Below are 24221 nucleotides of genomic sequence, written 5' to 3' on the forward strand. Positions count from 1 at the left end.
CTGACCTTATCGGATATCCGTTCGGTTTTCTCCGGCCCCGTCGCGCATGGCCCGGTCGCGCATCGCCCGCAGGGCCTCGCGCGACCGCTCGATACGGATCGGCAGATCGCGCACCCGCACCCCGGTGGCGTGGTGGAAGGCGTTCGCGATCGCGGCGGCCGAGCCCACGATGCCCAGCTCGCCGATGCCCTTGCCACCGACCGGGTTGAGCCGGCTGTCGCGCTCGTCCAGCCAGTGCACCTCCAGCTTCGGCACATCGGCGTTGGCGGCGATGTGGTAGCCCGCGAAGTCGTGGTTGGCGAAGTCGCCGAACGCCGGGTCCACCTCGCCGACCTCCAGCAGCGCCATGGAGAGCCCCATCGTCATCGCCCCCAGGAACTGCGAGCGGGCCGTCGTGGGGCTGAGGATCCGCCCGGCCGCGAACACCCCCAGCATCCGGTCGACGCGGATCTCCCCGGTGTCGGCGTCCACCCGCACCTGGGCGAACTGCGCGCCGAAGGTGTGGCGCGAAAGGTCAGCCCGCTCCTGGAGGTCCTCGGTGGTGTCGGCCATCACCTCCAGGCCCCCGTCCGGGACGACACCCGCGTAGCCGCGCATCTCCTCCACCAGCGCGCGGCACGCCTTGTGGACGGCCCAGCCCCACGACGAGGTGCCCATCGAGCCGCCCGCGAACGGCGCCACGCCCAGCGAGGCCCGGCCGATCTCCAGCCGCAGCCGCGTCAGGGACACCCCGAGCGCGTCCGCCGCCACCTGCGTGAGCGCGGTGCGCGCCCCCGTGCCGATGTCGACCGCGCCGATCCGGACCACGAAGGTGCCGTCCGGCTCGGCACGCACGGTGGCTGTCGAGGGAAAGGTGTAGTCGGGGTGGTGCGAGGCGGCCATGCCGGTGCCCACCAGCCAGCGCCCCTCCCGGCGGACCCCCGGCGCCGGATCGCGCCGCTCCCAGCCGAAGCGCGCCGCGCCCTCGCGCAGACACTCGACCAGGCTGCGGCTGCTGAACGGCTTGCCGGTGCCCGGGTCCAGCTCCGGTTCGTTGCGGATACGCAGCTCGATCGGGTCCATGCCCAGCTCGACGGCCAGCTCGTCGATGGCCGACTCCAGCGCGAACATGCCCGGGGTATGGCCGGGCGCCCGGAACCAGGCGGGCGTCATGATGTCCAGCGGCGCCACCTTCACGGTGGTGCGCACATCCGGCGCCGCGTACATCATCCGCGTCGAGGAAACCGTCTGGTCGGCGAACTCCAGCATCCTCGACCGCGGCTGCACCGACTCGTGGTCGATCGCGGTCAGCCGGCCGTCCCGCTCGGCCCCGAGCCGGATCCGCTGGATCGTCGGCGCCCGGTGGGGGACCAGCGCGAACATCTGCTGCCGGGTCAGCGCGATCTTCACCGGACGCCGTACGACCTGGGAGGCCAGCACCGCCAGGACGGCCGGCGAGCGCGGAATGCCCTTGGACCCGAAGCCGCCGCCGACGTGTTCGGTGACCACCTCCACCGCGTCCAGGTCGAGCCCGAACAGCGCGGCCATCAACTGCGCGGCCATGCGCGGGCCCTGGTTGGAGTCGTGCAGGGTCAGCCGGCCCTCCTGCCAGGAGGCGATGGTGGCATGCGGCTCCATCGGGCTCGGATGCTCCACCGGGGTGGTGTACGTGGCGTCGGTGCGCACCGGGGCGGCCGCCAGCGCGCGCTCCACATCGCCGCGCTCCTCGAACCCGGGGCCGCCGTCGGTCACCCGCTCGGGGACATACGCCGCCTCGTCATCGGCGCGCAGCACCACATCGTGCGGCTCGGGCGCATAGCTCAGCCGCACCGCCGCCGCGGCTTCGCGCGCGGACTCCAGGGAGGTGGCCACCACGGCCGCCACGATCTGGCCGTGGTAGGCGACCTCGGGGGACTGGAGCACGAACAGGTCGGCGCTGACCTCCGCGTCGGCGTTCAGCCGCGGGGCGCTGCCGGAGTCGAGGACCGTCAGCACGCCCGGCAGGGCGAGGGCCGTGGAGGCGTCCACCTCCGTCACCCGGCCGCGGGCGATCGTCGACTGCACCGGCCAGACATAGGTGATGTCCGGGGTCGGGAACTCATAGGAGTACAGCGCTTCCCCGGTGACCTTCTGGGGGCCGTCCACCCGGGTCAGCGGGGCGCCGATCGTCTGCTCGACGGTGGTCATGCTCGGTCCTTCCTCGCGACCAGGTCGCGGATGGCCGCGACGATCAGATCAATGGTCAGGTCGACCTTGAACGCGTTGTCCGGCAGCGGGCGGGCGGCCGCCAGCTCCGCCCGCGCCGCCTCGCGCAGCGTCTCCACGCGCAGTGTCCCCTCGTCGGGGCGTTGCCCCCGCAGCAGCTCCTCCGCCGCCCTGGCCCGCCACGGGCGCGGCGCCACGCCGCCGAGCGCGATCCGGACGTCCGCGAGCCTGCCCGCTTCGTCCACACTCACCGCCGCGCCGACGCTGACCAGCGCGAAGGCGTAACTGCGGCGGTCGCGCACCTTGCGGTAGACCATCGCCGCGCCCGGCGGCGGCGCCGGCAGCTCCACGGCGGTGATCAGGTCGCCGTGCTCCAGTACGGTCTCCCGCTGCGGCGTGTCGCCGGGCAGCACGTACAGCTCCTCCACCGGGACGGTGCGCATGGCGCCGTCCGCCGAGCGCAGCCGCACCACCGCGTCCAGCGCGACCAGTGCCACCGCCATATCGGACGGGTGGCTCGCCACGCAGTGCTCGGAGGTGCCCAGGATCGCGAGGTCCCGGTGCGCCCCCTCGATCGCGGGACACCCCGAGCCCGGCTCGCGCTTGTTGCAGGGCTTGGTCACGTCCTGGAAGTAGCCGCAGCGGGTGCGCTGCAGCAGATTCCCCGCCACCGTGGCGACCGTGCGCAGCTGCCCCGACGCGCCCGCCAGCAGCGACTGCGACAGCAGCGGGAAGCGCTCCCGTACGCCCGGGTCGCCGGCCAGCTCGCCGTTGCGCACCGCGGCGCCGATCAGCGCCGAGCCGTCGGCGCGGTGCTCGATCCGGTCGTGGTCCAGCCGGGAGACGTCCACGACCAGGCCGGGCCCGGCGACGCCGAGCTTCATCAGGTCCACCAGATTGGTGCCGCCGCCCAGATACACGGCATCGGGCCGCTCCGCCACCAGCGCGGCCGCCTCGGCGGAGTCGGCGGCGCGTACGTACGCGAACTCCCTCATCGCGCGCCCCCCTCCGCGCCCGCCGCCTCCAGGACCGCTTCCACGATGCCGCCGTACGCGCCGCAGCGGCACAGATTGCCGCTCATCCGCTCGCGGACCTCCTCGTGGTCCAGCGCGCCGACGCCCGCGGCGGTGGCGGTGGCGGCGATGTCTTCGGTCACCTGGCTCGGCCAGCCGCGCCGGGCCTCGTCGAGCGCCCCGATGGCCGAGCAGATCTGACCGGGGGTGCAGTAGCCGCACTGCAGCCCGTCGTGGTTGAGGAAGGCGCGCTGCACCGGGTGCAGCTCCCCGCCGTCCGTAAGGTCCGCCACCCCCTCGATCGAGACGATCTCCCGCCCCTCGGCAGCCACCGCGAACATCAGGCAGCTGTTCACCCGCTCGCCGTCCATCAGGACGGTGCAGGCGCCGCACTGCCCGTGGTCACAGCCCTTCTTCGTACCGGTCAGGCCCAGCCGCTCGCGCAGCACATCGAGCAGGGTGGTCCGGTTGTCCACGGTCAGGGCGTGTGCGGCGCCGTTGATGCGCAAGGTGATGTCGCTACTTGGAGACGAATGTGAGAGGGTCATACATCCAATGTATCAATCTCTTACATGAGTTGAGGGAATTTCAGACATGCCAGAGGCAGAGATGCCGCGTGTCGCGATGCCGGGCCCTGGGGGATGGGCTGCCGGGACCCCGGGGGGCGAGGCGCCGAGGGCGGTCGAGGAGGCGTACCGGTGGTGGCGGGCGGGCGAGCCCTTCGCCCGCGCCACCGTCGTGGACACCTGGCGCTCCTCACCCCTGCCGCCGGGCACGAGCATGCTGGTCGGGCCGGACGGCTCCGCCGTCGGCAGCGTCTCGGGCGGCTGTGTCGAGGGCGCGGTCTACGAACTGGCCCAGGAGGTCATCGCCTCGGGCACACCGGTGCTCCAGCGCTACGGGGTGAGCGACGACGACGCCTTCGCGGTCGGGCTGACCTGCGGCGGAGTCATCGACATCCACGTGGAGCGGATCGACCCCACCGGATTTCCCGAGTACGGCGAGGTGGCCTCGGCGATCCGGGCCGGGACGCCGGTGGCCGAGGTGATCTGCGTGGCCGTCGACGGCCCCGACCCCGCGGGCAGGCTGGGCCGCCGCCTGGTGGTCGACCCCGACGGCACCACCGGGTCGCTCGGCTCCGGGCGGCTGGACGCGGCAGCCGCCCAGGCCGCGCGCGGCATGCTGGCCGGCGGGCGCACCGGCACCCTGCGCCACGGCTACGACGGCCGGCGCCTCGGCCAGGAGCTCACCCTGTTCGTATCCGCCCACGCCGCGCCGCCCAGGCTGCTGGTCTTCGGCGCCGTCGACTTCGCCGCGGCACTGGCCCGTATCGGCGGCTTCCTCGGCTACCGCGTCACCGTCTGCGACGCCCGCCCCGTCTTCGCCACCCGGCGCCGCTTCCCCGAGGCGCACGAGGTCGTGACCGACTGGCCGCACCGCTATCTGCGGGCCGAGGCGGCGGCGGGCCGGCTGGACGAGCGGACCGTGGTCTGCGTCCTCACCCACGACCCCAAGTTCGATGTGCCCCTGCTCGAGTTCGCGCTGCGCCTCCCGCTCGGCTACATCGGCGCCATGGGCTCCCGCCGCACCCACGAGGACCGGCTGCGCCGCCTGCGCGAGCGCGGCCTCGGCGAGGACCGCCTCGCCCGCCTGGCCTCGCCCATCGGCCTCGACCTGGGCGCCCGTACCCCCGAGGAGACCGCGGTCAGCATCGCCGCCGAGATCGTCGCCGACCGCTGGGGCGGCAGCGGCACCCGCCTGACCTCGCGCACCGGATCCATCCATCCGGCGGCCGGTGGCTGACATCCGGCGGCCGGTGGCTGAGACGGGCGTACGGAGCGGGGCGGGCCGGGGCCACAATGGGTCCGTTTCCGGAGATGGATGTAAGGGGAATCGAGTCAGCCGTGGAGACCGCGAGAAACACCGAGGAGGAGACCGGCCCGGCACAGGACGGCCGACCCGCCGGGGCGGGCGGGGACCAGCCGAGCGAGGACGGGCCGAGCGGGGACGAGCCGGGCGGGAGGGGGCCGGTCGGGGACGGGCCTCACGGGGACGGCCCGGGCGAGAAGAGGGCGGTCGGCGACGGGCCGGTAGGGGACGGGCCGGCCGGAAGGGGGTGGCGGCGGTGGGTCATGGATGTGCGGCCCCTGCGGCACCGTCCGTTCCGCCGCCTGTGGGCGTCCACCTCCATCACCACGATCGGCAGCCAGCTCACCGCGGTGGCCGTGCCCAAGCAGATCTACGACCTCACCGGCTCCTCGGCCTGGGTCGGCTACGCCAGCTTCGCGGGACTGCTGCCGCTCGTGGTCTTCGCGTTGTGGGGCGGCGCGGTCGCCGACCGGGTGGACCGGCGGACCCTCATGCTGGTCACGGGGGTCGGTATCGCCGTCATCTCGGTGCTGTTCTGGGCGCAGTCCGCCGCCGGGATCCACTCGGTGCCGCTGCTGATGGTGCTGCTCGCCGCCCAGCAGGGCCTGTTCGGGATCAACTTCCCCGCCCGTAGCGCCTCGATAGCCCGGCTCGTCCCCGCCGATGAACTGCCCGCCGCGGGCGCCCTGCAGTCCACCGTCGCGCAGACCGGCATGGTGCTGGGGCCGCTGCTGGCGGGGGCGCTGATCCCGCTCATCGGCCTGTCCACGCTGTATCTGATCGACGCCGTCGCGCTGTGCTTCACCCTGTGGGCCGTATGGCGGCTGCCCGCGCTGCCCCCGCTGGACACGGGCAAGGACGCGGGCAAGGACGAGCGGCGCGGCAGGCGGCGGGCCGGCGGGCGGGAGGTGGCGGACGGGTTCCGTTACATCGTGGCGCAGCGGGTGCTGCTGCTGTCCTTCCTCGCGGACATCGTCGCGATGGTCTTCGGCATGCCGCGGGCCCTGTTCCCGCAGCTGGCGTCGAGCACCTACGCGCCCTGGGGCGAGGGGTTCGCGCTCGGGCTGCTGTTCGCGGCGATACCCATCGGGGCGGTGGCCGGCGGGCTGCTGTCGGGGACCTTCTCCCGGGCCCGCCACCACGGGCTGATGGTCAGCGCCGCCGTGGTGGTCTGGGGGCTGGCCATCACCGGGTTCGGGCTGAGCGGCGGACTCTGGTGGGCGGCGGTCTTCCTGGCCGTGGCGGGGGTCGCCGACATGGTCTCCATGGTCTTCCGCGGGGCGATCCTCCAGTCGGCCGCCACCGACGATATGCGCGGCCGGATGCAGGGCGTCTTCACCGTCGTGGTGGCCGGCGGGCCACGCCTGGCCGATCTGCTGCACGGCACGGCCGGCTCGCTGTTCGGCCCCCGGGCGGCGGTGACTGCGGGCGGCCTGCTGGTCGTCGTCATCATGCTCGCCCTGACCGCCGCGGTTCCTTCCTTCCGGCGCTACACCGCCTGAGGACACGCCCCGGCCGGGCCCGTCAGGGACGGGCCCGGCCGTTTTCGGTCTGCGGGCGGGCGGTCGGTCTGCGGGCGGTCAGACGCGGTCGGCCGCGATCAGGAAGTACTGGAAGGAGCCGTCCTTGTAGGAGTTGATGAACGCTTCCTCAATGCCTGTGACCAGCGAGGACGTGGCTCGCAGCGCCCAGTAGGGCAGGGTCGCGGGAGTGAGGTCGACGACGGCCTGCGGTACGAGCCGGTTGTCGGCCATGGCGCGCAGATACTCCCGGCGGGAGTGGATATTGCACTCGAAGTGCGCGTTGATCTGGGAGACCCACTTCGAGGGCTGGCCGTAACGCGGGTTCCAGCAGCCGGTGATGGTCACGTAGCGGCCACCGACCGCGAGGATGCGGGAGTGCTCGGCGAAGAGGTCGTGCAGGTCGACGTACATGCTCGACTCGTTGTTCCACGAGGCCGCGGCCTGCCCGGTCTCGAAGGGCGTACCGAGCATATTGCAGACGCGGGCGTGGACGTGGTCCTCGATGCCGAGTTCGCGGGCGCGCTGGTTGGCGAAGTCGGCCTGCTTGGCCGACAGCGTGACGCCCTCGACCGTGCACCCGAAGCGCTGGTGGGCCATGACCATCGAGCCGCCGCGGCCGCATCCGGCGTCCACGAGCGTGTCGTCGCGCTCAATGGGGCCGAGGTGGTCCAGGAGGAGTTCGACCTGCGCCGACTCCAGACGGTGGAGCTCGGCGATCAGCCTCTTCTCGTATTCGCCGGTGCCGTCGTCGGCGTCGCCGAGGGCGGCGTGGTCGACGCTTCCGATGCCGTAGTGGTGGTGGTAAAGGCCGTCGACATCACCGAGCCGCAGGTTCACGGGCCTGGCCTCGTGGTCCCAGTAGCGGGCGATGTCCCCCTGGTAGGGCGTGCTCGGGGCGGGGATGAACATGGAGGTGCCGGCAGAGGTGGCGACGGTGGTGAGATCGGCGCTGGTCACGGATGGATCCATTCTTCTTACCAGAAATCGGGCAGGGTGTAGCGATAGGTGTTGGTCTGGTGCCAGTAGTGGTTGCCGTCGACCCATACGGCCACGCCGCGCACAAAGCGCTGCACGCTGGGGACGGGGCAGGCGGCGGCCAGGGCCGCGGCCTCGGCCTCGAAGTCGTGCATGAGCTCGTTGTGGACCTCGACCGCCTTCAGATAGCCCTCGCGGTCGGAGATGCCCTCACGTTCGGCGATCACCACGGGCAGGTTCAGATGCCGGCCGGGGCTCGCGAGTTCCTTGGTGTACGAGTACAGGTCGTTCACGATGGTGGTGGCGTTCCCGGCGAGCGCGATGACCCGCTGCATGGCGGGCTGGGCGTGCAGGTCCGCGGGCAGTTCGTAGCCGCCGACGGTGTCGGTGATGGTGGGGCAGGGACGGAAGTTGTTGAACTGGCGCATCGCCAGGTATTCCCACACCTCGGGGACGTGGTCCGTCTGGGCCCAGGCGGCCTCGGCGAGGTACCCCATGTGCAGCCGGGCCATGTCGTGCCGGAACCGGTCGGCCTGGGAGGGGCTGGCGGCTTGCAGGAAGTACTCCATGGCGGAGCGGTAGGCGCGTCGGGGCGCGTCCGAATGAAGCGACTCCGCCCACCGCGGTTGGTACTCCTTGGTCGTGTGCAGGGGGTCGAGGGCGGTGTGCGCCAGCAGAAGGCGTCCGCCGAGGCCGATGGGCGAGCCTCCGTGGTCCTCGCAGTAGCAGTCGTCCACCGCGTTCTCGGCGACCATCAGGCGCGTGGCGAGCATCAGATGGTCGACGGTGGGAGCGTCCGGATGGCAGGCGACCATGTAGCGCCCCACCGAGAAGCCGTCGAACTGGTCCTCCCAGTCCTCGGGGTACAGATCGACCTCGTCCAACGCCCAGGTCTTGATCCTGCGGCCGACCTCCTCCACCCGCACGGGGTCGGGCTCCGCCACCGGGTGGTGGTAGAGGCCCGGAACCGGGTTGCCCTCCGCCGGAGTTGCTGGAGCTGTGGGCAGTTCAAGCGGCTCCGACGGTGTTGGTAGTTCCTCGCGCCGGGCCAGGTGCAGGCTCGCCGTGCCCAGGCCACTGGGGCCACGCAGGATCCGCTCCAGGACGGTGCTCGGTGCCGCGAGGCGGGAAGCAGCCGCGGGCAGGCCCGACTGCGGAGGCTGTGGACCGGACTGCCGAGACGGCTCCGGCTGTGCTTCCGGGCTGGTGTCAACAGTCATCGGGCGAACTCTCCTTCGTCAGGGCGGTGGCCGGCGTGCGTACGCGTCACCGGGAAACGCGTCACCGGGAAACGCGTCACCGGGGAAGCGGAAAGGAGGGGGCAAACATCCGGGAATCCGTCCAGATCCCGGGGAACAGTAACGGCCGGTGCGCCCAGGGGCCTTCGGAAGCCGATGACATTAACTCGATGCGATGATCTGACCCCGCACCATGTTTGCCCGGGCAGCCGACGGTATTCGGACACGGTCGTGGGTACCGTGATGATCAACGGACGGCCGTGGCCATGCCAACCCCGCGCGAGCCCGTCCGGAACCGCCGAGCGGCCCAGGAGGCTCTACTCAGCATGCCCACCCTGCCTCAGCAGCCGTCGGCGGATCCGCCCGGCCCGCACATGGTCGTCTGCGGCGACGACGCGCTCGCCCACCGCCTCGCCGCCGAACTCAAGGACGTCTACCTGGAGCAGGTGACCGTCGTCATCCCCGCCACGCCCTCCGCCTGGGAGCCACGGCCGGCGCGGACCGCGGCGCCGGGGGCCGGGCGCGGCCGGGCGCGGGCCGCGGCGCTCTTCGGACGGATGACGGCGGCCGTGGGCCGCCCGTCGCTGTCCCCGCCGGAGCCCGCCGCCGCGCCTTCGGGTGCGGGCATACGGGTCCTGGAGGCGGTCGAGCCGGACGACGAGGTGCTGACCGAGGCCGGGGTGGAACGGGCCGCCGCCCTCGCGCTGGTCTACGACGATGACGAGACCAACATCCACGCCGCGCTGCGCGCCCGCCGCCTCAACCCCCGGCTGCGGCTGGTGATCCGGCTCTACAACCGCAAGCTCGGCGAACATCTGCGGGAACTGCTCGACCAGGCCGCGGCGGTCGCCGACCCGGGCCTGGACGCGACGGAGCCGGACGCCTCGACCACCGTCCTGTCGGACGCCGACACCGCCGCGCCCGCGCTCGCGGCCACCGCCGTCGCGGGCACCAGCAAGGTGATCCAGGCCGACGGGGTGCTGCTGCGGGCCGCCATCCGCACCCCGCGCGGCCGCGACGCCATCGCCGACCCCGGGCTGGCCACCCTCGCCCTGCTCTCCTCGACCACCAACGACCCGGCGGGCCAGGAGGGTTCGGACAGCAGCGGGGCCGAAGGGCCGCGCATGCTGCCCGACGACCAGGCCGCGGCCGCCGCGACCGGGCGCCGTACGGTGGTGCTGGAGGCCGTCTCGCACACCGGATCCGCGCTGCCGCCGCGCCGGCTCGGCGGCCGGGGCGTGCCGCTCGGCTCGCTGTTCTCCCGCCGGCTGCGGCGGACCGTCCTGGGGTTCGCCGCGGCGCTGCTGGCCCTCGCCGTCGCGTCCTGGCAGATCACCGGGGAACACCCGCTGCGCGCCGCCTATCTGACGCTGCTGGACATCCTCGGCACCGGCGACCCCGCGCTCGGCCAGCCGCTCGCCCGGCAGATTCTGCAGCTGCTGTCCGGGCTGGTCGGCCTGATGCTGCTGCCCGTCCTGGTGGCCGCGACGCTGGAAGGGCTCGGCACCTTCCGGACCGCGTCCGCCCTGCGCCGGCCGCCGCGCGGGCTGTCCGGCCATGTCGTACTGCTCGGCCTCGGCAAGGTCGGCACCCGGGTGCTGGCCCGGCTGCGGGAGATGGACATCCCCGTGGTGTGCGTCGAGGAGGACCCCCAGGCGCGTGGCATTCCGCTGGCCCGTCGGCTGCGGGTGCCCACCATCATCGGGGACGTCTCGGAGGAGGGCGTGCTGGAGGCCGCCAAGATCGACCGGGCACACGCACTGCTCGCGGTCACCAGCTCCGACACCACCAACCTGGAGGCCGCGCTGTACGCCCGCTCGCTCGAGCCCGGCCTGCGGGTGGCCATGCGGCTGTACGACGACCGCTTCGCCAGAGCCGTCTACCGCACCCTGCGGGCCGCGCATCCGCAGGCGCTGACCCGCAGCCGGAGCGTGTCCACGCTGGCGGCCCCGGCCTTCGCGGGCGCCATGATGGGGCGTCAGATCCTCGGCGCGGTCCCGGTCGAGCGGCGGGTGCTGCTCTTCGCCGCGGTGCCGGCCGCGGGCCATCCGCAACTGGAGGGCCGCACCGTCGCCCAGGCGTTCCGGCCGGGCGCCTGGCGGGTGGTCGCCCTGGACACCGCGGACGCCGGCGGTCGGCTCCGCGATCTGGCCGTCGCGCCCCCTGACGACGGCAGCGGGCGGCAGCGGGGCCTGGTGTGGGACCTCCCGCCGGACTACGTCCTGCGGCCCCAGGACCGCGTGGTGCTGGCCGCGACCCGCCAGGGTCTGGGCGAACTCCTCGGTCGCGGGCCGGTGGCCGGCCGTACGGAACCCGCCGCGCGCCCCGCCTCCCCGGGCCCGGCCTGAAAAGGGGCCCATGGGGTCAGGAGACTTCTGGGGTCAGGAGGCGCCTGGGATCAGGAGGCGCCTGGGATCAGGAGGCCCCTGGAGTCAGGACGGGCCTGCCCAGTCCAGCGTGGGGGCCAGGGCCCCCTCCAGGGTCAGCAGCCACCGCTTCACCGCGAGCCCCGTCTCCCCGCCGCCGAAGCCGCCGATGCCATCGGCGGCCACCACGCGGTGGCACGGCACCAGCAGCGAGATCGGGTTGGAGCCCATGATCGACCCGACCGTGCGCGCCGCGAGCGCCCGCCGCTCCGGATCCGCCGCCTTGAACGCCCCGCTGCGCTCGGCGAGTTCGCCGTAGGTGACGGTGCGTCCGAAACCGACGGTCTGCTGGAGCGTACGCAGCACGGACTGCTGCGCCCCGCCCGGGGAGTGAGCCGAAGGGGCGCGCCGCTGTCGAAAGGGAGAGCGCGCGGAGGCCCTGAGGAACGAAGGGCCGAGCACGGTCGACCGTCGACAGGGGCTGAGGCGCCCCGGAGGCGAATCGAGCCTCGGAAAAGGTGTCAGCGTCCAGTCGAGCGGCAGGTCCAACTCCCGCCGCCGTCCGGCGAAGTAGTCGGCGAAGCGGGCCCCCTTCCCCGCTCAGTCTCAGGGCGCTTCAACGCGCGGGCTTCCCTCGTCGCTGCTCGCTCCTTCGTCACTGCGCGGCTCCTCAGTCCAGCCCGCGCAGCGCCCCGAGACACGCTCACCGGCCACCGCCGCCCTGCGGTCGCCGGATGCCTCGGATATCAGCGGCCCCGCCGGTAACCCGGCCGCGCCCTGCGGGGTGTAGGCCGCCGCGACCACGCCCCGGTCGGTCACACCCACCCGCATCCGCCCGGTGGGAAGCGGCGTCTCCACGATCACCCACAGCACGCTCACCCGGCGACCCTACTGGGCACCACCGACACCCGGTCCGGGGCTGGGTGTCGGCGGCGCCCAGTAGGTGTCGTACGGAGCGGCCGGTTGTCGTACGCGAGCGGTCGCCGTCAGGCGCCTCGCAGTTGGTTGTGGTCGCCGGTGCCGTTGACGGAGGACGGCGGGCGGGTGGGGCGCTCCAGGATGCCCCGGGCGTCGCTCGGGATCGCCTCGGGGGCCGGGCCGGGCGGTGCGCCCGTGGTCTCGGCCGCACCCTGGTAGGGCTGGGCGGAACCGTTGATCTTCTCGATCGCCTGCCGCGCCTGCTCACCGGGGGAGCGGGCGGTCAGGGGTGCGGCCGGGGCCGGGGCGGGTGCGGGGAGCTGTTGGCCGCGGTCCTGGGCGGGCTTGGCGTGGGAGGCGTGAGTGGTGTGCGTGGCGTGGACGGTGGAGGCCGGCCGGCCGCGCAGCCGGTGGCTGACGGCTTCGTCGAGGCTCACCGGGCGTTGCAGCTGGGCGGCCAGTCGGCCGGCCTCCTGGCCGAGCCTGGCGATGTCCTCCCAGGACAGATGGAGCACGAGGCGGAGTTCCGCGTCCCCGCCCGGGAGAGCTTGTACGGGAGGGATGGCCGGCTCGTTCACGATCGGTTCTCCAAGCGTCGGGCAGCTGTTGGGCCGCTGTCGGGTCGGCGTCGTGCGCCGTGCGCCGTGCACCGGCGCACGAAGGGTGGTACGTGGCCCGGCCCCTGCCCGTTCAATGCCTCGTTCAACACCTCGTCTTTCCTAGGGGTTTCCCTCGTTGGTTTTCCTTCAGCCGACCGGCCTGCCCCGGGGGCCGCTCGATCCTGATCGAATGATCGCTACTATGGCCGGGTTCTGGGAAAGCCGATCACGCCGGGCGCAACCGGTCGTAGGTGACCGGCGTGGGCGGCGGAGACGGGCGGTGGGGTATGCGGGAGCCGGCGCGGGGCAGGCAGGCGCGGATCGTGGGCATCGTGGAGGCCCGCGGGCTGGCGAAGATCACCGATCTGGCCGATGAGCTGGGGGTCTCCGTCGTCACGGTGCGCCGGGACATCGAGGAGCTGGCGCGCCGCGGGGAGGTGCGCCGCGGCCACGGGGTGGCGCGTTCGCTGCGGCCGCTGCCCGAGCCAGGCGGGGGCACCGGCGACGCGATCGGCATGATCGTCCCCGAGCGCAACACCTATCTGACGGAGGCCGTGCAGGGGGCGCGGGAAGCCGCCGAACAGGCGGGTCTGCGACTCGCGCTGCACATCGCCGCCGACGAGCCGGGCGCGGGCCGCCGCGCGGTCCGCCAGGCGCTGGACGCCGGGGTGCGCGGTCTGCTGCTCGCACCTCGCTGGCGTACGGCGGCGGAGGCGGCGGCGGACCACGCGTGGCTGTCGGCCCTGGATGTGCCGGTGGTGCTGGTGGAGCGCCGCCCCGAGCGGGGCAGCGCCATCTACGGCCTCGACTCGGTCCGCGCGGACCATGGGCACGGGGTGCATCTGGCCCTGGACCATCTGCTCTCCCTCGGCCACCGGCGGATTGTGCTGGCTGCGCGCGACGACAGCCCCACCGCGCGGGTGATCCGCGCCGAGTTCGCCGCGCAGACCGCGGCCCGCGAGATCGCCGAGGGGTGCCGTACGATCCTCAGCTCGCGCACCGCGGGGCCCGATCCGAACGTCGCCGACGCGCGGGCGGTCGATCTGGTACACGCGCTGCGCGAGACCGGGGCGACGGCGGCGCTGATCCACAGCGACATGGACGCGCTGGTGCTGTTGCAGCGGCTCAAGGAGGCCGGTATCGAGGTGCCGCGGGACTGCGCGGTCGTGGCGTACAACGACGTGGTCGCGGACATGGGGCATATCGCGCTGACCGCGGTGGCCCCGCCGAAGGCGGAGATCGGGCGCGCGGCGCTGGATGTGCTGCGCCGTCAGTTCGACGCGGCGCGCGAGGGCCGGCGGCCCGGTGCCACCCGTCATCTGGAGCTGCTGCCGGCCCTTGTGGTCCGGGAGTCCACGGCGCCCGCGGCGGCCCGCCAGTTCTGATCGTTTGACCGCTTTAGTTTCTTCTGTTCGATGTATTGACGTCTTTTCAGTCAAGCGATCAGGATTCCCCGTGACTCCACCGTTGAATCAGGGGAGGGTCCATGCCTGGCCATAGACGCCCAGGACGCCTGGCAACCCGACGCCGGGCCACGGCCGGAACAACGGCACTGCTCACTCTGCTCGCTCTCGTACTGGCGGGCTGCTCCACAGGTCGCGGGTCCGACACCGTCGGCGACGGTCCCGTGCGCCTCACCTTCTGGTCGGCGCTGCGCGGCAGTCAGGAGGTCGTCGACGAGTTCAACCGCACCCACACCAAGATCAAGGTCGATTTCCAGCAGGTTCCCTCGGGGGAGCAGGGCGGCTGGGCCAAGCTCAGCAACGCCGCGCGCGCGGGCAATTCCCCCGATGTGGCCACCATCGAGTACCCGCAGCTGCCCAGTTTCACCATCGACGGCGTGCCCCGGGACATCACCAAGCTGTTGCCCGACTCGGTACGGGGCAAGATCCTGCCGCAGGCGCTTGACCTCACCACCTTCGAAGGCCGCACCTACGCCGTACCGGTGGACATCGAGCCGATGGTCTTCCTGTACCGCAAGGACATCTTCACCAAGAACCACATCCCGGTGCCCAAGACCTGGGCGGAGTTCGAGACTTCGGCCCGCAAGCTCAAGAAGGCCGAGCCGCGGTCCCGTATCGCCAGCCTCTTCACCACCGGCGGCACGCTCTACATGGCCGCGTACGCCTGGCAGGCCGGGGCCCAGTGGTACGACACCGCCGATGACACCTGGCGCATCAACATGGACGACGCCCCCACCCGCAAGGTCGCGCGGTACTGGCAGCGGCTGATGGACCAGGACCTGGTACGCGTGGAGCCCGGGTCCAGTCAGCAGTGGCGGGCCCATCTGCGCAGCGGGGAGACCGTCGGCTATCTGGCGGGCGCCTGGGCCGCGGGGTCCATGATGGCGTCCACCCCCGACGGCAAGGGCAAATGGGCCATCGCGCCGGTTCCGCAGTGGGACCCGGCCAAGCCGAAGGTGTCCACCCAGGGCGGCTCGACCTTCATGGTCACCAAGGACAGTCACCATCCCAAGGAGGCCATGGAGTTCATCTCCTGGATGGTCACCAGCCCCGACGCACTCCGCGCCAAGCTCGCCAGCGGTGTCAGCAGCGCCTTCCCGGTCGTGCCCGATCTGGTCCCGGTCGCCCGCAAGGAGATGGACACCAGCTACTACTCCGGCCAGGACATCTTCGGCCTCTTCCAGCAGCAGGCCGAGCTGATCTCCCCGACCTGGAAGTGGGGGCCGCGGATGGTCTCGACCACCACCTCCGGCGACGACGGGCTCGCGAAGGCCGGTGTCGGCAGCGGCGACATCCTGAAGGCCCTGCGTGAGGCCCAGAACAAGACGATGCCCGATCTGAAGAGCCTCGGCCTGTCGGTCACCACCGGCTGAGCCCGCCGCCCCGTTGTCTCACCTCTGAGCCGCTTGTCTCACCCCTGAGCCGCACCTCACCCTGCCTAAGCCGAGGTAACCCGTGAGCACAGTCATGTCCTCGAAACGGACGGCGCCGCCATCGGCGGCCGCCGCCGACCCGCCCCGCAGAACCGGACGACACCAGCAGCGGATCGCCGCCACCGTGCTGCTGACCCCCTTCACGGCACTGCTCATCGCCGTGTTCCTGATCCCCGTCGGCTATGCCATCTACCTCAGCCTCTTCTCCGAGGACCACGAGGGCCTCGGCTTCGGCGGTGGGCGCACCGTCTTCACCGGGCTGCGCAGCTATCTCTCGGTGCTGCAGGACCCGAGCTTCCTCGCCGGGTTCGGCACCATCGCCCTCTACTGCGTGATCTTCGTACCCCTCGTGGTCATCAGCTCGCTCGCGCTCGCCCTGCTGCTCGACTCGGGCCTCATCCGGCTGCGGCGGACCGCGCAGATGCTGGTCTATCTGCCGCACGCCGTCCCCGGCATCATCGCGGCCGTCATCTGGCTGTACCTCTACACCCCGGGGCTCAGCCCGGTCATCAAACTCTTCGCCCAGGCCGACATCACCATCGACTTCCTCGGTCTGCACACCGTGCTGCCGTCGATCGTCAACATCGCCCTGTGGAGCGGACTCGGCTACAACATGATCATCTTCTATGCCGCGCTCCAGGCGCTGCCGCGTGAGGTGATCGAGGCGGCGACCATCGACGGCGCCGGGGGCATCCGCACCGCGCTCCAGGTCAAGGTGCCCATCGTGCGCGGCTCCGTCGTCCTGGTGTGCATGTTCTCCTTGATCGGTGCGCTCCAGCTGTTCACCGAACCCATGCTGATGAACCAGGCCACCCCGATGGTCAACTCCCGCTTCACCCCCAACATGTACATCTACGACGCGGCCTTCCGCCGCAACAACTACGGACTCGCCTCCGCGGCCTCCGTGATCCTCCTGATCGTCACCTGCGTGCTGTCGTACGCCGTGACGCGCTGGTCGGGCCGCCGGGAACGGAGAGTGGGATGACCACGACCACACCCACCACCGCCGTGAACGCCGCCGGCGGACCGCCGGCCCGACCGCTCGGCAAGCCCTTCGGCCGTTCCAAGCCGACCAGCCGCGGTATCGCCAACGCGGTGGTCCTGATCGCCGCCCTCTACACCATGCTGCCCGCGCTGTGGCTGGTGCTGGCGTCCACCAAGAACGCCGACGCCCTCTTCGGCAGCGACATCTTCTCCCTCGGCGACTTCTCCTTCGCGCGCAACCTCTCCGACCTGTTCTCCATGGACGGTGGGCTCTACGGCGAGTGGTACGTCAACAGCCTGCTGTACGCGGTCGTCGGCGCCCTGGTCGGCTCGCTCATCAGCGTCTCCGCGGGCTACGCCTTCGACAAGTACGAGTTCCGGCACAAGGAGAAGCTGTTCGGCCTCGTCCTCACCGGTGTCATGGTGCCGCCGACCGTACTGGCCCTCCCGCTCTATCTGGTGGCCTCCAACGTCGGCATGGTCAACACCTTCTGGGCGGTCTTCATCCCGGTCCTCTTCAACCCCTTCGGCGTCTATCTCGCCCGCCTGCTCAGCAGCGGCTATGTGCCGAACGAGGTCCTGGAGGCGTCCCGGATGGACGGCGCGGGCGAGCTCACGACCTATTTCCGGGTCAGCCTGAGGATGCTCGGCCCCGGCTTCGTCACCGTCTTCCTCTTCCAGCTCACGGCCATCTGGAACAATTTCTTCCTCCCCATGGTGATGCTCTCCGACCAGCACCTGTATCCGCTGAGCCTCGGCCTCTACACCTGGAACAGCGCCGCGACCGTCTCGCCCGAGTACTACCCCCTGGTCGTCATCGGCTCGCTGCTCGCCGTCGTACCGCTGATCGCGGCCTTCGTACTGCTCCAGCGCTACTGGAAGTCCGGCCTCACCGCAGGGAGCGTCAAGTGATCCCACCGCACCCCCGTCCGCGCGCCGTCCTCGCCATGGCCTCCAGGACCGCGCAACAGGTGCTCGACGCCGAGGCGCTGGCCCGGCTGGCCCGGCTGACCGATCTCGACCCGGGGCTCGTCCTCGACGACTTCACCACGCCGGCCGCCCAGCACGCCCTCGCCACCGCCGAGCTCCTGGTCACCGGATGGGGCTGCCCGCCCGTCGACCGCCGGGCGCTGGACGCCGCCCCCCGGCTGCGCGCCATCGTGCACACCGCCGGGACCGTGCGCCACCACATCACCGAAGCCTGCTGGGAGCGCGGCATCGCGGTCTCCTCGGCCGCCGCGGCCAACGCCGTACCCGTCGCCGAGTACACCCTCGCCATGATCCTCCTCGCCAACAAACGCGTCCTGGACATCGCCCGCGACTACCGTGCCGAACGCCGCCGGATCGACTGGACCGAGCGATACCCAGGCGCGGGCAACTACCGCCGGACCGTCGGCATCCTCAGCGCCTCCGCCATCGGCCGGCGCGTCATCGAACTGCTGCGGCCGCACGACCTCGACGTGCTGCTGTACGACCCGTACGTCACGGCCGAAGAGGCCCGCGAGCTGGGCGTCCGGCTGGTCCCGCTGGCGGACCTGTTCGCCACCAGCGACGTGGTCAGCGTGCACACCCCGCTGCTGCCCCAGACCCGCGGCCTGGTCAGCCGCGAGCTGCTGGCGGCCATGCCCACCGGCGGCACGCTGATCAACACCGCCCGCGCCCCGATCGTGGACCAGACCGCGCTGACCGACGAGGTGCGGGCCGGACGGCTGTACGCGGTGCTGGACGTCACCGAACCGGAGGTGCTGCCCGCCGACTCACCACTGCACGACTGCGACCACGCGCTGATCACGCCGCATATCGCCGGGTCGAAGGGCGGTGAGCTCAGACGCCTCGCCGACCTGGCGATCGGCGAGGTCGAGGCGTACGCCCAGGGGCGGCCGTTCGCCCATCCGGTACGCCCGGAGGTCCTGGACCGCTCGGCGTGACGCGTGACGCGTGACGCGCGAGGCGTGACGCGCGAGGCGTGACGCGCGAGGCGTGACGCGCGAGGCCGGACACCTGACGCCGGACACCTGTCGCCGGACATCTGAACGCCTGAGGCCGGACACCGGGCCATCCAGCACAGACGCGAGTAGGAGACCCATCCCCGCCATGCCCACCTCCACCCTCTCCAGCACCCCCACCGCGCCGCTCCCCTTCCCGTTCCCCGCCGACGACCGCGCGCTCAGCCCGTACACCGGGCTGACCCGCGCCCACTGGGAGGCCGTCGCCGACGGGATGCTGCGCGCCGCCCTGCGGTACGCCACCCCCGGCCACGGCCTGATCGACCTGCCCGGACCGCCGTCGAAATCCGGAGTGCGCTCCGACGGCCTCGAAGGATTCGCCCGCACCTTCCTGCTCGCCGCCCTGCGCGTGGCGGGCGCCGGCGGAGCCGACCCGCACAGCTTTCTGCCCCGCTACACCGCGGGCATCGAGCGCGGCACCCTCACCCCCGGCCGGGACGACGCCGAGTCCTGGCCGCTGATCGGCCATCACGGCATCCAGGGCCAGCCGATGGTGGAGTCGGCGTCCGTGGCGCTGGCCCTGCGCATGACCGCGCCATGGACCTGGAAGAGGCTGCCCGCCGCCGCCCGGGACCGCACCGAGGAGTGGCTGCGCGGTGCGCTGCGGCACACGCCCGCGCCCAACAACTGGTACCTCTTCCCGCTGACCGTCGCCGGCTTCCTGGAGTCGGTCGGGCGCGGCGACGCCGAGACCGCCCGGGCCATCGAGCGCGGCCTCGACCTGCTGGAGGGCTGGTACCGCGGCCAGGGCTGGTACACCGACGGCGACGGGCGGGCCTTCGACCACTACAACGGCTGGGCCCTGCACATGTATCCGCTGCTGCACGCCCATCTCGCCGCCGACCACGCGCTGCTCGACCACCTCGGCCCGCGGCTGCGCGAGTTCCTGGAAGGGTTCTCGCTGCTCTTCGACGCCGACGGCGCCCCCATCCACCACGGCCGCTCCCTCACCTACCGCTTCGCCGCCGGCGCCGCCGTCGCGCTCGGCGCACTCACCGACCACACCCCGCTGGCCCCGGGCGCCACCCGGCGCCTGCTCAGCGGGGCGCTGCGGCACTTCCTCGACCGCGGCGCGCTCACCGGGGACGGTGTGCTGAGCCTGGGCTGGTACGGGCCCCATGAGGCCACACTGCAGCGCTACTCGGGACCGGGCTCCCCCTACTGGGCGTCCAAGGGGTTCATCGCCCTGCTGCTCCCGCCCGACCACCCGGTGTGGACCGCCACGGAGGAACCGGCCCCGTCCCAGGGCCGGGACCGGGTGCTGGCGCTGCCCGCACCCGGCTTCCTGGTGCAGACCACCGGCCGCGACGGGCTGGTGCGGCTGCACAACCACGGCAGTTCCAAGATCCGCCCCTGGGACGCGGAGCGGCCCCCCAGCGACCCGCTGTACGCCCGCCTCGCCTACTCCACCCGCACCGGCCCGACCAGCGCCGCCAACACCCCCGACAACCACATCGGCCTCGAACTGCGCGGGCTGCGCAGCTTCCGGATCCGGATCACCCCGCTGGCCGCGGGCCCCAACTGGCTGGCCTCCTCGCATATCCCCGTCTTCCCGGACGGCGGCCCCGTGCTGCCCGCCGCGCGCATCGACAGCCTGACCCTGGCCCGCGGCCCGCTGGAGCTGCGGGTGCACCGTACGGTGAACGTCCCCGCGGGTACGGCGGTCCACCACAGCGGCTGGGCCGTCGCCGTCCCGCCGGACACCGCCGCCGAACAGGCGGACGGGGCCGGCCCGGCGGGGGAGACCTGCGTGGCGGGGGCCGAGGTCACCGGCCGGCTGCTGCCGCTGCACGGCTGGCGGAGCTCCACGGTGCGCAGGGCCCCGCAGGGCACCGCGTACGGGCCCTGGGCCCTGGTCCCCGAACTCACCGGCACCGTCGGCACCCCCGTCGGGACCGTCGGCGAGGAGGCGTCCGGCACCGTCTTCGTCGCGCTGGCCTCGCTCACCGGCGACCCCGACGCCCCGCCCCTGGCCGGGCTCGCCACCGCCGAGGTGAGCGGAACCACCGTCACGGTCCGCTGGGCGGACGGGCGCAGCACCGTGGTGGACTTCGGCGGCGGCCCGGACGGGGACGCGCTGCGGGTTGGCCACGGTTGGTCACCGGGTGCTCCCTGTGGGTGATATGCTGATGTGGTCGGTTACAGCGGAGTGCCTGTTATCGGCGAGGTGTGACTTGTGTGCGACCGGAGGATCGTGCCGAGAGAGCTACCCGTCGGGGCGCTTGCAGCCGAGGACCGCGGGAGGGTGGACAGCCCCGCTGAGGACTTCGCGCAGCCTTGTGAGCAGTAAGACGCGGATCGCCGAGGTGGATCAGCGCGGCCTCTGACCCCGAAGACCGTTCGCGGGGCAGTCCGGAACATCCCGGATGCGAAGTTCGGCCAATGGCGGCCAACAACGCGAGGAACGGTGACGGAGCGGACCGTATGACGGGATACGGATCTGGGCGGGTACCACCGGCACCCGCGAGACCCCGCCCGAGCGGCGCCGGCGGATCGCCCGGGACACCCGGCGTCCGCCGCGCTCGCGGCGGACGCCGGGGTGGCCCTCGCGTACGAATTCCACCGGAACACCCTCACCGACGGCGCTGACCACGCGCTCGGACTGGTCGACGAGGTCGGCCTGGGCGGTGTCCACAGCTACTGGCAGCCACCTGCCGATCTGCCCGACGCCGAGGCGCTGTCCGGCCTCGACGCGCTGATCGAGCGGGTGGCCGCCGTGCACGCCTTCTCCTGGTGGCCCGGCACCACCCGGCTGCCGCTGTCGGCCCGCGAGGAGATGTGGCGCGCCGCCTTCGAGCGGCTGTGTGCCCACCGGGCCGCGGGGGCCGGTGCCCCGTTGGACGTACTGCTGGAGTTCGTGCCCGGGGACGACGAGGGGATCCTGCCGAGGGAGGCGGCGACGCTGCGGGCCCTTGTGGGTGGGCGAGCCTGCGGGGTGCCCCCTGCCGGGCACGGTGTGCCATGACCGGCTCCGACCCGACCGTTGCGTACGCTGACCTGGCCGTCTGACAAGCGGCCGGTTCGACCCGACGGTTCGACAGGAGTACGTCATGGCCAGCTCCGCCCGTGCGGGCCCCGGCGCCGGGGGAGGGGTGCGAGGGGTGCGGGGGCGCCTGCGCACCTGGATGCTCGAGGGCCTGGCCGATATCGCCAAGCAGCAGCCCGGTCCGTACGCCGAGGTGCAACACCCGGGGCGGCCCTGGTGGAAGGTCATGTGTCTGACCGGTGTGGACTACTTCTCCACCCTGGGCTATCAGCCGGGCATCGCCGCCCTGGCGGCGGGCGTGCTCTCCCCGGTGGCCACGCTGGTGCTCGTACTGGTCACCGTCGCCGGCGCGCTGCCGGTGTACCGGCGGGTGGCCGAGGAGAGCCCGCACGGCCAGGGGTCGATCGCGATGCTGGAGCGGCTGCTGTCGTTCTGGCAGGGCAAGCTGTTCGTCCTGGTCCTGCTGGGGTTCGCGGCGACCGACTTCCTGATCACCATCACCCTCTCTGCGGCGGACGCCACCGCCCACCTGATCGAGAACCCCAACGTCGGCGGCGCTCTGCGCGGCCACGAGGTGGCCGTCACCCTGGTGCTGATCGCCCTGCTCGGCGGCGTGTTCCTCAAAGGCTTCACGGAGGCCATCGGTCTCGCGGTGGTGCTGGTCGGCATCTATCTGACGCTGAATCTGGTCGTCGTGGTGGTGGGCCTGCAACGTGTGATCGTCGAACCGCATGTGGTCTCGGACTGGACCACGGCGCTGACCACCGAACACGGCAACCCGCTGCTGATGATCGGGATCGCGCTGATCGTCTTCCCCAAGCTGGCGCTGGGCCTGTCCGGCTTCGAGACCGGCGTGGCCGTCATGCCGCATGTCGAAGGGGACCCCGGCGACACCGAGGAGCGCCCGGTCGGGCGGGTCCACGGGGCCAAGAAGCTGCTGACCACGGCCGCGCTGATCATGAGCGTTTTCCTGATCGCCACCAGCTTCATCACCACCCTGCTGATCCCGCACCGGGAGTTCGAGCCCGGCGGGGCCGCCAACGGCCGCGCCCTCGCCTATCTGGCCCATGAACACCTGGGCAACGGCTTCGGCAGCGTCTACGACGTCTCCACCATCGTCATCCTCTGGTTCGCGGGCGCCTCGGCCATGGCCGGGCTGCTCAACCTGATGCCCCGCTATCTGCCGCGGTACGGCATGGCGCCGCACTGGGCGCGCGCGGTGCGGCCCATGGTGCTGGTCTTCACCCTCATCGCGTTCCTGGTGACCTGGATCTTCGACGCCAATGTCGACGCCCAGGGTGGCGCCTACGCCACCGGGGTGCTGGTGCTCATCTCCTCCGCCGCCATCGCCGTCACCATCGCCGCGCGCAAGGCCGGGCAGCGCCGCTGGACCGTGGTCTTCGCCACCATCGCGGCCGTCTTCGTGTACACCACGGCGGCGAACGTCGTGGAGCGGCCGGACGGTGTGAAGATCGGCGCCTGCTTCATCGCCGGCATCATCGGGCTCTCCCTGATGTCCCGGGCCGCCCGCGCCTTCGAACTGCGCGTCACCCAGGTGGACCTGGACCCGATGGCCAACCGGTTCGTCCGCGACATGGCACACCGCACCATCCGCTTCATCGCGAACGAGCCGGACCGCCGCGACATGGCCGAGTACCGCGACAAGCTCCGCCAGATCCGGACCGACAACGACCTGCCGGCCGAGGAGGACTTCATCTTCGTCGAGGTCACCGTCGCGGACCCGTCGGAATTCGAGACACAGCTGCGGGTGTGCGGGGAGGTGCTGCACGGCCGCTACCGCGTGCTGACGCTGGTCAGCTCCTCCATCCCCAACGCGCTCGCCGGGATGCTGCTGCACGTACGGGATCTGACGGACCAGCGGCCGCATATCTACTTCGAGTGGACCGAGGGCAACCCGATCCACCACTTCCTGCGGTTCTTCCTCTTCGGACAGGGGGAGGTCGCGCCCGTCACCCGCGAGGTGCTGCGCGAGGCCGAGCCGGATCGTGCCCGGCGCCCGCATGTGCACGTGGGCTGAGCTGCCGGTATGTATGTCGGCTGAGCGGCCGCGTATGCATGTCGGCTGAGCGGCCGCAGGGCCAGGCGCGTCAGCGGCGGGGCGGCAGCCGGTGCAGTTCCACACCGGTCAGCCGACCCGCCGACACCTCGGCCGTCATATAGGTGCAGTGGGGCTGACGGCGCCGGTCGGTGGGGGAGCCGGGGTTCAGCAGCCGCAACCGCTCTTCGGCCATCGAGTCCCACGGGATGTGGCTGTGGCCGAACACCAGCACATCCAGCTCGGGGAAGCGCGCGGCACAGCGCGCCTCCCGCCCCCGCGCCGCTCCGGTCTCGTGTACGACCCCGAAGCGCACCCCGCCCAGCTCCGCGTGCGCCACTTCCGGCAGCCGCGCCCGCAGCGGCGGGCCGTCGTTGTTGCCGTACACCCCGATCAGCCGCCGGGAGCGGGCCTCGAGCAGATCGAGGGTGGCGGTGTCGACCCAGTCCCCGGCGTGGATCACGACGTCGGCGCGCGCCACCTGCGTCAGCAGCTCCTCGGGGAGTCGCTTGGCGCGCAGCGGGACATGGGTGTCGGACATCAGCAGCAACCGCACCCGGCGACCGTACCGCGCGGCCTGCCGTGGAATGCCCGCGATCGGGAGTGGG

20 protein-coding genes are annotated in these 24221 nt (G+C 72.2%); 11 read left to right on the forward strand and 9 right to left on the reverse strand.

Annotated features, from left to right (window positions below; all coding sequences use genetic code 11):
- Window positions 1–6 precede the first annotated feature (6 nt).
- From ACH4U7_RS34210 to ACH4U7_RS34220, 3 genes are read right to left on the reverse strand one after another with little or no spacing between them, the layout of a single operon-like run.
- The gene (locus ACH4U7_RS34210) at window positions 7–2166 is read right to left on the reverse strand and encodes a xanthine dehydrogenase family protein molybdopterin-binding subunit (protein ID WP_398531664.1); all 2160 of its coding nucleotides are present in this window, start codon (window positions 2164–2166) and stop codon (window positions 7–9) included.
- Entirely contained in the window at window positions 2163–3179 is a 1017-nt protein-coding gene (locus tag ACH4U7_RS34215) for an FAD binding domain-containing protein (protein WP_398531665.1), read from the reverse strand. Before ACH4U7_RS34215 ends, ACH4U7_RS34210 begins: the two co-directional genes overlap by 4 nt.
- On the reverse strand, window positions 3176–3745 hold the full coding sequence (locus ACH4U7_RS34220; protein WP_398531666.1) for a (2Fe-2S)-binding protein: 570 nt from the start codon (window positions 3743–3745) through the stop codon (window positions 3176–3178). The genes ACH4U7_RS34215 and ACH4U7_RS34220 overlap by 4 nt, the downstream gene beginning before the upstream one ends.
- 46 nt (window positions 3746–3791) lie before the next feature.
- Between ACH4U7_RS34220 and ACH4U7_RS34225 the strand changes: the two genes are divergently transcribed.
- Together ACH4U7_RS34225 and ACH4U7_RS34230 are read left to right on the forward strand one after the other, a co-directional pair.
- The gene (locus ACH4U7_RS34225) at window positions 3792–5000 is read left to right on the forward strand and encodes an XdhC family protein (RefSeq protein WP_398531667.1); all 1209 of its coding nucleotides are present in this window, start codon (window positions 3792–3794) and stop codon (window positions 4998–5000) included.
- A gap of 101 nt (window positions 5001–5101) precedes the next feature.
- Window positions 5102–6568 (forward strand): MFS transporter, encoded by a 1467-nt coding sequence (locus ACH4U7_RS34230; RefSeq protein ID WP_398531668.1) that lies wholly within the window; start codon window positions 5102–5104, stop codon window positions 6566–6568.
- 78 nt (window positions 6569–6646) lie between these two features.
- Here ACH4U7_RS34230 and ACH4U7_RS34235 read toward each other — a convergent pair whose 3' ends face one another.
- Both ACH4U7_RS34235 and ACH4U7_RS34240 read right to left on the reverse strand, forming a co-directional pair.
- Window positions 6647–7558: a geranyl diphosphate 2-C-methyltransferase gene (locus ACH4U7_RS34235; protein WP_398531669.1), complete on the reverse strand. Its 912-nt coding sequence runs from the start codon at window positions 7556–7558 to the stop codon at window positions 6647–6649.
- Window positions 7559–7563: 5 nt separating this feature from the next.
- Complete coding sequence (locus ACH4U7_RS34240) at window positions 7564–8784, reverse strand: family 2 encapsulin nanocompartment cargo protein terpene cyclase (protein ID WP_398531670.1); 1221 nt, start codon at window positions 8782–8784, stop codon at window positions 7564–7566.
- 344 nt (window positions 8785–9128) lie between these two features.
- On the opposite strand from ACH4U7_RS34240, the gene ACH4U7_RS34245 reads away from it, so the two are divergent.
- Window positions 9129–11150 (forward strand): NAD-binding protein, encoded by a 2022-nt coding sequence (locus ACH4U7_RS34245; RefSeq protein ID WP_398531671.1) that lies wholly within the window; start codon window positions 9129–9131, stop codon window positions 11148–11150.
- Window positions 11151–11234: 84 nt separating this feature from the next.
- Here ACH4U7_RS34245 and ACH4U7_RS34250 read toward each other — a convergent pair whose 3' ends face one another.
- From ACH4U7_RS34250 to ACH4U7_RS34260, 3 genes are all read right to left on the reverse strand, one after another.
- The gene (locus tag ACH4U7_RS34250; RefSeq protein WP_398531672.1) at window positions 11235–11534 is read right to left on the reverse strand and encodes a methylated-DNA--[protein]-cysteine S-methyltransferase; all 300 of its coding nucleotides are present in this window, start codon (window positions 11532–11534) and stop codon (window positions 11235–11237) included.
- A 240-nt stretch (window positions 11535–11774) separates the two neighbouring features.
- Complete coding sequence (locus ACH4U7_RS34255; protein ID WP_398531673.1) at window positions 11775–12047, reverse strand: hypothetical protein; 273 nt, start codon at window positions 12045–12047, stop codon at window positions 11775–11777.
- Between the two features lie 107 nt (window positions 12048–12154).
- On the reverse strand, window positions 12155–12664 hold the full coding sequence (locus ACH4U7_RS34260) for a hypothetical protein (RefSeq protein WP_398531674.1): 510 nt from the start codon (window positions 12662–12664) through the stop codon (window positions 12155–12157).
- 308 nt (window positions 12665–12972) lie between these two features.
- Here ACH4U7_RS34260 and ACH4U7_RS34265 point away from each other — a divergent pair, with 308 nt between their 5' ends.
- The 8 genes from ACH4U7_RS34265 (at window position 12973) to ACH4U7_RS34300 (ending at window position 23595) form a co-directional block, all read left to right on the forward strand.
- Window positions 12973–14070, forward strand: a complete 1098-nt coding sequence (locus tag ACH4U7_RS34265; RefSeq protein WP_398531907.1) for a LacI family DNA-binding transcriptional regulator — start codon at window positions 12973–12975, stop codon at window positions 14068–14070.
- 101 nt (window positions 14071–14171) lie between these two features.
- Window positions 14172–15521, forward strand: coding sequence for an ABC transporter substrate-binding protein (locus tag ACH4U7_RS34270; protein ID WP_398531675.1), 1350 nt, complete (start codon window positions 14172–14174; stop codon window positions 15519–15521).
- A gap of 94 nt (window positions 15522–15615) precedes the next feature.
- Entirely contained in the window at window positions 15616–16566 is a 951-nt protein-coding gene (locus tag ACH4U7_RS34275; protein WP_398531676.1) for a carbohydrate ABC transporter permease, read from the forward strand.
- Complete coding sequence (locus ACH4U7_RS34280; RefSeq protein ID WP_398531677.1) at window positions 16563–17477, forward strand: carbohydrate ABC transporter permease; 915 nt, start codon at window positions 16563–16565, stop codon at window positions 17475–17477. The genes ACH4U7_RS34275 and ACH4U7_RS34280 overlap by 4 nt, the downstream gene beginning before the upstream one ends.
- Before the next feature lie 35 nt (window positions 17478–17512).
- A complete protein-coding gene (locus tag ACH4U7_RS34285) occupies window positions 17513–18493 on the forward strand; it encodes a hydroxyacid dehydrogenase (protein ID WP_398531908.1) in 981 nt (326 codons plus the stop codon).
- A gap of 166 nt (window positions 18494–18659) precedes the next feature.
- Window positions 18660–20693: a DUF2264 domain-containing protein gene (locus tag ACH4U7_RS34290; RefSeq protein WP_398531678.1), complete on the forward strand. Its 2034-nt coding sequence runs from the start codon at window positions 18660–18662 to the stop codon at window positions 20691–20693.
- Between the two features lie 417 nt (window positions 20694–21110).
- Window positions 21111–21536 carry a hypothetical protein gene (locus ACH4U7_RS34295; RefSeq protein ID WP_398531679.1) on the forward strand — a complete coding sequence of 142 codons (426 nt, stop codon included), beginning with the start codon at window positions 21111–21113 and terminating at the stop codon, window positions 21534–21536.
- A gap of 85 nt (window positions 21537–21621) precedes the next feature.
- A complete protein-coding gene (locus tag ACH4U7_RS34300; protein WP_398531680.1) occupies window positions 21622–23595 on the forward strand; it encodes an amino acid transporter in 1974 nt (657 codons plus the stop codon).
- A 70-nt stretch (window positions 23596–23665) separates the two neighbouring features.
- Here ACH4U7_RS34300 and ACH4U7_RS34305 read toward each other — a convergent pair whose 3' ends face one another.
- Window positions 23666–24169, reverse strand: a complete 504-nt coding sequence (locus tag ACH4U7_RS34305) for a metallophosphoesterase family protein (protein WP_398531681.1) — start codon at window positions 24167–24169, stop codon at window positions 23666–23668.
- Between the last annotated feature and the right edge of the window lie 52 nt (window positions 24170–24221).

This window comes from Streptomyces sp. NPDC020845, assembly GCF_044334165.1.
Taxonomy (GTDB): domain Bacteria; phylum Actinomycetota; class Actinomycetes; order Streptomycetales; family Streptomycetaceae; genus Streptomyces.